The sequence below is a fragment of the Streptomyces sp. PA03-1a genome, from assembly GCF_033792805.1.
GTDB lineage: Bacteria > Actinomycetota > Actinomycetes > Streptomycetales > Streptomycetaceae > Actinacidiphila.
In genome coordinates, this window is sequence record NZ_JARAVO010000337.1 from 1 (window position 1) to 7,813 (window position 7,813).

Genomic DNA, 7,813 nt, shown 5'->3' on the forward strand with positions numbered 1-7,813 from the left:
ACCTTCGACCGGGGGGACCCCCATGGGCGCACCCCGCCACACCCCCTCCGGTCGTGTGCGCGACTGACTGTGAGGATGTGGGTGGCATCGCCTGGGTGGTCTGACCCGGCGACTGACTGACGCTGCGGCTGTCCTGCGGTCGAATCGTCGGCTGCGTAGGCGGTGTCGTCCTGCACGGGCCGGTCGGGCTTCGGTGACTTCATAGGAGCCCGGCCAAAGGTCCCATCACAGTCTTGTCCCGCCGCCTGACCGGCCCGTGCCGTCCCCCTCACGCATGGCACGGAAGGAAGGCAGTTCCCAGGATGGCAGAACAGCTATCGGTGATCGGCGGCGTGCGTTCCGGCCGCACCAACCGCCATCGCCTCAATCGCGGCGGCGACCGTCAGGCCAACAACGCACTCCACGTGATCGCCCTGGTCCGCATGCGCCATGACCCCCGCACCCAGGCCCACGTCATCCGCCGCACCAAAGAAGGCATGTCCAAAAAGGACATCCTGCGCTGCCTCAAACGCTTCATCGCCCGCGAAATCTACAAACACCTCCAACGACCCACAGCACCCCCAGCCCTCCTCCAGACCCCTTGACGTCTATAGGAGCTTCGGCCGGACGAGGTGGGGGTTGTGGGAAGTCGTTCCGCAAGGCATGAGGGGCCTCCCGGCCGAAGGCCGGCGGAGGGTTGGCACACCCCCACCACCGGCGTGCACACGCCAGGATGCCGGTTACCGGCCCAGGGCGGCGTCCGCGAGGGACTCGATGCGGGTGCGGAGGCCGTCCTGGGACGTGCCGCCGTCGAGGCGTTCGCCGGAGATGACGTAGGTGGGGGTGCCGGTGACGCCGATGGCCTTGCCTTCGGCCTGGTCGGCGTCGACGATGAGGAGGTGCCGCCCGTCGACGAGCGCCGTGTCGACCTCTTCCGCGTCGAGGCCCAGGTCCGCCGCGATCTCGACCAGCAGTGCCTCGCCGCGCTCGCCCAGCTCGTCCGTGCGGGCGAGGACCGCCTCCGCGTACTCCCAGCCGCGGCCCTGTGCGAAGGCCTCCTCCGCGGCCTGGGCGGCGGCGTAGGCGTGCTTGTGCTTCTCCAGGGGGAAGTGCCGCAGCTGGATCTCCAGGGCGTCGCCGTACCGCTCGCGCAGGGCGTGCAGGTCGGTGAGGGCGGTGGCGCAATCGGGGCACTGGAGTTCGCACCAGTACTCGAGGACGACGGTGCGGGGAGTCGCTTCGTTCATGGGGCCAGTCTCCCACCGGGGGAGGAGCCGTCCCGGAGATCACCCTGAGGTTGCCGCCGGGCCGTGGCCCGCAGGCGGGGGACGGGTGCACGATGGAGCGAGCAGACCATTTCGGAGGAGCTCCGCATGCTGACCTCGACCGTGTGTGTCGCGCTGTCCGCGGCGGGCCTGGCGATCGCCCTGCTCACCGCCTACCGGCGCAGGTTCCGCAGGGCGACGATGATCGCGGCGGTGGCGCTGCTGCCCGTCGGCCTGTACATGACGGGACTGGTGTCGCTGGCCGGGACCGTCGTCCGGGCCGTCGCCGACTGGGCGGCGGACCTGGTGTTCAAGCCCTCGGTATGGGCGGGCTTCGGCGTGCTCGCCCTGTCGGTGGTGCTGTACTTCGTCGCACGGGTATCGGGGCGCCGCAAGGGCGTCGCGGAGGCGAGCCCGCGCCGGGAGGTCGCGTCGGGCGCGGGGGCGCCGGCTCTGGAGCAGGGGAAGAAACCGGTCCCGAAGGCGGCGAAGACCGATCCCGACCTGGCCGAATTCGGTGAGATCGAGGAGATCCTCAAGCGCAGGGGGATCTGAGCGGCGTGTTGGTGGCAGGGGGTGGCGGGGTTACGTCATCATCGCCCTGGCGGACCTCAACTACCGCCCCCTGAGCGGGATTTGGTGTGTCCGGGGGCGTACGGTTGTGCGAGTTCGCGTCCCTCCGAGCACACCGTAAGGCCATGGAAGCCCAAGCAGACGACGACGAGCCCCGCGGCTGCCTGTTCGCGCTTTCCCAGCCGCCGCTCATGCTCTTCCTGACCGTGATCGGCAGTCTGCTCGCCTTCGGCGGGCTCTATGACCTCTGGCCGTTCTGAGCCGGCACGGCGACGGCCTCGCGGCGGCGCGCCCGGTAGGCGGCGACGTGGAGCCGGTTGCCGCAGGTGCGGCTGTCGCAGTAGCGGCGTGAGCGGTTGCGTGACAGGTCGACGAAGGCGCGCCGGCAGTCCGGGGCGTCGCAGCGGCGCAGCCGTTCCCGCTCCCCGGCGACGAGGAGGAAGGCCAGGGCCATCCCGCAGTCGGCGGCCAGGTGGTCGGCGAGGGAGGCTCCCGGGGCGAAGTAGTGGACGTGCCAGTCGTAGCCGTCGTGGTCGGTCAGCCGGGGCGTGGTGCCGGCCTCGGCGACGAGCGAGTTGACCAGCGCCGCGGCCTCGGGCGTGGCGGGCGCGGAGAAGACCTGGGCGAAGAGCTGCCGTACGGCGCGCACCGCGACGAGGTCGTCCTCGTCGAGCGATCCCACGTCGCTGATCTCGTTGCGCTCCACGAAGGCGCGCAGCGCCGCGAGGTCGGCCAGACCCTCGCGGCCGTCACTCTCCGGTGTGGTGTTGATGAGATCCACCACGCAGTCGAGTGCGCACCTGGTGTCATGGTTGATCAGCACGGAATCGCTCTCTCCCTGGCCTGGTGGGTCGGGCGTTCCGGTGACTTTAGCGCGAGAGCCGTCGTCGTGGAGCGTGCTGCTCCCCGACGACGGCTCCGGCAGGTCGGGTCCGCGCCGTACCCCCGAGATGCGTACGGCGACGGACGGTCGGTGGACTCAGCTCTCGGCGAGGATGTGCGAGAGCTCGGTGTCCAGGTCGAAATGACGGTGTTCGGTGCCGGGGGGCACCGCGGCGTCGGTCCGCTTGAGGAACGACTCCAGGGCCCGCGCCGGGGCCTCGAGCAGCGCCTCCCCCTCCGGAGAGCTGAGGGCGATGCACACGACGCCCTGGCCGTGACTGCGGGACGGCCAGACCCGGACGTCGCCGGTGCCGGTGGGCCGGTGCAGACCTTCGGCGAGCAGGTCGCGGGCGAAGACCCATTCGACTGTCTCCTCGGCACCGGTGTGGAAGGTGGCGTGCACGGCGTAGGGATCGGCCGTGTCGTACCGCAAGCCCGCGGGTACGGGCAGTGACGATTCGCTCGACACAACGAGGCGCAGGTGCAGCTCGCAGCTGACCGTGGTGTTCATAAGCGCCAGGGCCTTTCGCTCAGTGTGCGCTCGGGGATTCGCACGTCGGCGAAATCGACATGCCACCTGCGGGGACGTTGTAAACCCCTCTGACGGGTTTGTGAGGGTTCCGGTACCTCGTCCGGCCGAGTTCTTTTCCTCCCCGGCGAGCCATTCCGGTGACGAAGTGGCTTCGGGTAAGTTTGGGAGCATGACTGCGGAGAGTGACGAGCGGGAGGTGGCCGTGGCCATGGATCCCGCGACCGTCGACAACGGGGACGGCGGGGACGTGGAGCCCGAGCGCTCCGAGCGCCCGCTGGGGTCGAGGGCGCCACGTTTCATCCGGCGCTCCCGCGCGCTGCACGTGAGCTGGCAGGTCGGGGTCTTCCTGGTGGGTCTGGCGATCGTCGGGACGGGCGTGGTCCTGCTCCCGCTGCCGGGACCCGGCTGGGTGGTGATCTTCGCCGGCATGGCCGTCTGGGCGACCGAGTTCGTCTGGGCCCAGCTGGTGCTGCGCTGGACGAAGCGGAAGGTGACCGAGGCGGCACAGAAGGCGCTCGACCCGAAGGTGCGGCGGCGGAACCTGACGCTGACCGCCATCGGGCTGGTGATCATCGGCGTCCTCCTGGGGTACTACCTCTGGCGTTTCGGCTTCGTGATGCCGTGGAAGGCCGACCTGCACTGAGGGCGCACCGTCCGCGATGGTCGGGGCACCCGCTGACATGCGGTAATGTTGTTCCCGCACCGGGGCGATTAGCTCAGCGGGAGAGCACTTCGTTCACACCGAAGGGGTCACTGGTTCGATCCCAGTATCGCCCACCCGGACCGAGGGCCCGGAAGCCGAGAGCGGCTTCCGGGCCCTCGTCGTCGTATCCGGCGGTGGTGCCGTGCCAGTGAGCACGGGAAGCGCTTTCCGTCATTCTCCGCCCTAACCATTGACGCCTCGGCAGGGTCTCCCTACGGTTTCTCGGCAAGCGCTTGCCTTAATCGTTTCAGGCCCTCCGCTGGACGCGGGGCGGCGTCTGCCCGAAGGGGGCATGTCGTGGGCGTTCGACGGAGTGTGCGCGGGCCGTGGGGCCTCAGGGCCGCCGGGGCCGCGGTCGCCGCGCTGGCGCTGCTGGCGGCCGGCTGCGGGGGCGGCGGCGACCCGGACGGCGGGACCGTGACCATCCGCTACTCGTGGTGGGGCGCCCAGGACCGCGCCGAGCTGATCCGGAAGACGATCGCGCTCTTCGAGAAGGACCACCCGCACATCAAGGTCAAGACCGACTTCGCCGAGTACGCCGACTTCTGGAGCAAGTTCAACACCCAGGCCGCCGGCGGCAACGCCCCCGACGTCTTCCAGAACTCCGTCGCCTTCCTGCGCAAGTACGGCGAGAAGGATTTGCTGCTCGACCTGAACACCCAGGTCAAGGCCGGCAACCTCAGCATGGACGACTTCCGGGCCGGCCTGGAGAAGGCCGGCGAGGTCGACGGCAAGCTGCTCGGCGTCCCCGTCGGCGGCAACACCTTCGCCCTGGTCTACAACCCCGGGGCCTTCGAGCGCGTCGGCGTCACCCCCGCCGCCGGCTGGACGTGGGACGAGTTCGACGCCGCCGTCCACAAGATCAGCGCAGCCGAGGGCGACCTCTACGGCGCCAGCGACAACGGCGGGGTCATGTACCTGTACGACCTCTACCTGCGCCAGAACGGCACGGCGTTCTTCACCGCCGACAACGAGCTCGGGTTCACCGAGGCCGACCTCAGGCAGTGGTGGGGCGACCACTACGCCGACAACGAGGCGGGCGACCTGGTCCCGGCCAAGAAGAGCGAGCAGATCAAGCCCAAGTCCTCGGTCAGCGGCGACCTTTCCGCCGCCGAGTTCACCTGGGACAACTTCATCGTCCGCTACGCCGCCGAGACCGGCACCAAGCTCGCCCTGGCCCCGGTCCCGACCACCGACGGCACCAGGACCGGCCAGTACATCTCCTCGCTGATGCTCAGCGGAGCGGCCCGCACCCAGCACCCCGAGGAGGTCGCGGAGTTCATCGACTTCATGGTCCACGACCCCGAGGTCGGGAAGATCATGGGCTACAACCGCGGCGTCCTGCCCACGCACGCCCAGTTCGACGCGTACCGGCCGACCGGCGTCGACGCGCAGATCGCCGCGTACGAGAAGTCCGTGACCGGGGTCATCGAGCCGATCACCCCGCACCCGGCGGGCGCAGACGTCGCGGAGGCGGCCTTCCTGCGGATCTACGGCGACGTCGCGCTGGGCAAGACCTCGGTCGACGACGCCGTCACACAGTTCTTCGGCGAGGCGAAGACCGCGCTCGGCTCCTGAGGGGACATCCCGTGACGCGCACCCAGACCGCCGTGCCGGATGTCGCCGAGCGGCGCCGCACCCCGCAGGACCGGCCCCCGGAAGGCCGGCGGCGGGGACGCCGGGAGACCCTGGCCGGCTACCTGTTCCTGACCCCGTGGTGCGTCGGCGTCCTGCTGCTGACACTGGGCCCGATGCTCGTCTCGCTCTACCTGGCCTTCACCGACTACAACCTCTTCGACTCCCCGAAGTGGACCGGGCTGAGGAACTTCCGCGACATGTTCGCCGACGACCGCTGGTGGCACTCGGTGCGGGTGACGCTGGAGTACGTACTGGTCGGCACCCCGCTCAAGCTCGCCGCCGCCCTCGCCGTGGCACTGCTGCTGGTCAGGCCCCGTCGCGGCCAGGGCTTCTACCGCTCCGCCTTCTACGCCCCGTCGCTGATCGGGGCGAGCGTCAGCATCGGCATCGTGTGGCGCTCGGTCTTCCAGGACGACGCCGTCGTGGACCGTGCGCTGCACCTCGCCGGCTGGGACGTCGGCGGCTGGGTCGGCGACCCCGACTGGTCGCTGCCCACCCTCGTCACCCTGACCGTCTGGCAGTTCGGCGCCCCGATGGTGATCTTCCTGGCGGGGCTGAAACAGGTGCCGCGGGAGCTGTACGAGGCGGCGGAGGTCGACGGGGCCGGGGCCTGGCGGCGGTTCCGCTCCATCACCTTGCCGCTGATCTCGCCGGTGCTCTTCTTCAACCTGCTGCTCGAACTCATCCACTCCTTCCAGGTCTTCACCTCGGCGGTGGCCCTCGGCGGCAGCGGCGGCGGGGCCGGCGGCCCGGCCGACTCCCTGCTCGTCTACACCTGGTACCTGTACGAACAGGGCTTCCGCAACCTCCGCATGGGCTACGCGTCCGCCATGGCCTGGATGCTGATGCTGGGCATCGGCCTGCTGACCGCGCTGCTGTTCCGCACCCAGCGCAGCTGGGTCCACTACGTGACCCCCGCCGCCACGGCCCGCCGCCGCACGGCACGCACCCTCGCCTGGCACGCCGGCGCCCTCACCCTGCTCGCGGTGATCCTCTACCCGGTGGTGTGGCTGGTCGGCGCCTCGCTCAAGCCCGGCGACGAGATCGTCGGCAGCCTGGAACTGCTGCCCGGCCGCCCCATCGCCGACAACTACCGGCGGCTGACCCGTGGCATCGCCGACATCCCGTCTCCACCTTCTTCACCAACTCGCTCGTCCTGGCCGTCGGTTCGGTGGTGGGCGTGCTCATCTCCTGCTCGCTGGCGGCCTACGCCTTCGCCAGGATCCGCTTCGCCGGGCGCAAGCTGCTCTTCGCGGTCATGATCTCGACGCTGCTGCTGCCCTTCCAGGTGCTCATCATCCCGCAGTACGTGCTCTTCCAGAAACTCGGCCTGATCAACACTTACGTTCCGTTGCTGCTCGGGAATACCTCGCCGCGGACGCGTTCTTCGTCTTTCTCATGGCGCAATTCATGCGCAATCTCCCGCGGGAATTGGACGAGGCGGCGCGCCTGGACGGCTGCGGACATCTGCGCGTCTATTGGAGCATCGTGCTCCCTTTGTGCCGGCCCGCCCTCATCACGAGCGCCATCTTCACGTTCATCTGGTCCTGGAACGACTTCATCGGGCCCCTGCTGTACCTGAACGAGCCCGACAAGTACACGGTCTCGCTCGGGCTGAAGATGTTCATCGACCAGGACAGCGTGGCCGACTACGGCGGCATGGTCGCCATGTCGCTGGTCGCCCTCCTGCCCGTGCTCCTCTTCTTCCTGGCCTTCCAGCGCCACCTGGTCGAGGGAGCGGCCACCTCCGGACTGAAGGGCTGAGGCCGATGGCGTTCGGCGGTGCCCGTACTGCGGTGGGGCGGTTCGCGCTGTTCGCCGAGTGCCTGCTGACCGGGGTGTGGCTGGTGGCCGCCGCGCTGCCGCTGGTCACCGCGCTGGCCGCGTTCGCCGCCGCCTGCGGGCACCTGCGGCGGCACCTGGACGGAGAGCGGTCCACGTGGCGCGACTTCATGGCGGAGACCGCGGCCGCGACCCGCGCCGGGTGGCGCTGCACGCTGCTGTGGTGGGGCGGGCTCGCGCTGCTCGGGCTCGACCTGGCGGTGGCCCGTTCCGGGATGCCCGCTGGGGGAGCGTTCACGTGTGCCGGTGTCCTGGCCGCGGTCGTCCTCGTGGTGACGGGGATTCGCGCGGCTGCGCTCTGGCGGCCCGGGGAGAGCGGCCGGGGTGCGGCCGGCCGTGCGGTGCGGCGCGTCGTGGGCGACCCCGGGGGGACGCTGCTTCTTGTGGGCGGGGTGGTGG

Annotated in this window: 8 protein-coding genes, 1 tRNA gene and 3 pseudogenes; 9 read left to right on the forward strand and 3 right to left on the reverse strand. The window is 70.0% G+C overall.

Annotated elements, in window-relative coordinates:
* Positions 1-338: 338 nt before the first annotated feature.
* A pseudogene (locus PV341_RS41915) lies at positions 339-584 on the forward strand (transposase); the annotation flags it as partial.
* Positions 585-719: 135 nt separating this feature from the next.
* Here the strand turns inward: PV341_RS41915 and PV341_RS41920 are convergent.
* Complete coding sequence (locus tag PV341_RS41920; protein ID WP_500324475.1) at positions 720-1,226, reverse strand: DsbA family protein; 507 nt, start codon at positions 1,224-1,226, stop codon at positions 720-722.
* A 126-nt stretch (positions 1,227-1,352) separates the two neighbouring features.
* Here PV341_RS41920 and PV341_RS41925 point away from each other — a divergent pair, with 126 nt between their 5' ends.
* Together PV341_RS41925 and PV341_RS41930 are read left to right on the forward strand one after the other, a co-directional pair.
* Positions 1,353-1,799 carry a hypothetical protein gene (locus tag PV341_RS41925; RefSeq protein WP_500324473.1) on the forward strand — a complete coding sequence of 149 codons (447 nt, stop codon included), beginning with the start codon at positions 1,353-1,355 and terminating at the stop codon, positions 1,797-1,799.
* A 143-nt stretch (positions 1,800-1,942) separates the two neighbouring features.
* The gene (locus PV341_RS41930; protein ID WP_499510825.1) at positions 1,943-2,077 is read left to right on the forward strand and encodes a hypothetical protein; all 135 of its coding nucleotides are present in this window, start codon (positions 1,943-1,945) and stop codon (positions 2,075-2,077) included.
* Here PV341_RS41930 and PV341_RS41935 read toward each other — a convergent pair.
* Together PV341_RS41935 and PV341_RS41940 are read right to left on the reverse strand one after the other, a co-directional pair.
* Complete coding sequence (locus PV341_RS41935; protein WP_499510824.1) at positions 2,056-2,640, reverse strand: CGNR zinc finger domain-containing protein; 585 nt, start codon at positions 2,638-2,640, stop codon at positions 2,056-2,058. The two genes, PV341_RS41930 and PV341_RS41935, sit on opposite strands and share 22 nt — an antisense overlap.
* A 156-nt stretch (positions 2,641-2,796) precedes the next feature.
* On the reverse strand, positions 2,797-3,210 hold the full coding sequence (locus PV341_RS41940; protein ID WP_003959770.1) for an SsgA family sporulation/cell division regulator: 414 nt from the start codon (positions 3,208-3,210) through the stop codon (positions 2,797-2,799).
* A 190-nt stretch (positions 3,211-3,400) separates the two neighbouring features.
* Between PV341_RS41940 and PV341_RS41945 the strand changes: the two genes are divergently transcribed.
* From PV341_RS41945 to PV341_RS41970, 6 genes and pseudogenes are all read left to right on the forward strand, one after another.
* On the forward strand, positions 3,401-3,874 hold the full coding sequence (locus tag PV341_RS41945) for a TIGR02611 family protein (RefSeq protein ID WP_500360609.1): 474 nt from the start codon (positions 3,401-3,403) through the stop codon (positions 3,872-3,874).
* Between the two features lie 62 nt (positions 3,875-3,936).
* Positions 3,937-4,008, forward strand: a tRNA-Val gene (locus tag PV341_RS41950).
* A 223-nt stretch (positions 4,009-4,231) separates the two neighbouring features.
* Positions 4,232-5,512 (forward strand): extracellular solute-binding protein, encoded by a 1,281-nt coding sequence (locus tag PV341_RS41955; RefSeq protein WP_500360610.1) that lies wholly within the window; start codon positions 4,232-4,234, stop codon positions 5,510-5,512.
* Positions 5,513-5,544: 32 nt separating this feature from the next.
* Positions 5,545-6,480, forward strand: a pseudogene (locus PV341_RS41960) (carbohydrate ABC transporter permease); the annotation flags it as partial.
* Positions 6,481-7,336 (forward strand): annotated as a pseudogene (locus tag PV341_RS41965) (carbohydrate ABC transporter permease).
* 5 nt (positions 7,337-7,341) lie between these two features.
* A partial coding sequence (locus PV341_RS41970; protein ID WP_500360612.1) for a DUF624 domain-containing protein occupies positions 7,342-7,813 on the forward strand: 472 nt, incomplete at its 3' end.

Excerpts from the sequence above, each read along its gene's own strand:
- PV341_RS41920 (WP_500324475.1), bottom strand. The coding sequence starts at position 1,226 with ATGAACGAAGCGACTCCCCGCACCGTCGTCCTCGAGTACTGGTGCGAA.
- PV341_RS41925 (WP_500324473.1), top strand. The coding sequence starts at position 1,353 with ATGCTGACCTCGACCGTGTGTGTCGCGCTGTCCGCGGCGGGCCTGGCG.
- PV341_RS41930 (WP_499510825.1), top strand. The coding sequence starts at position 1,943 with ATGGAAGCCCAAGCAGACGACGACGAGCCCCGCGGCTGCCTGTTCGCG.
- PV341_RS41940 (WP_003959770.1), bottom strand. The coding sequence starts at position 3,210 with ATGAACACCACGGTCAGCTGCGAGCTGCACCTGCGCCTCGTTGTGTCG.
- PV341_RS41945 (WP_500360609.1), top strand. The coding sequence starts at position 3,401 with ATGACTGCGGAGAGTGACGAGCGGGAGGTGGCCGTGGCCATGGATCCC.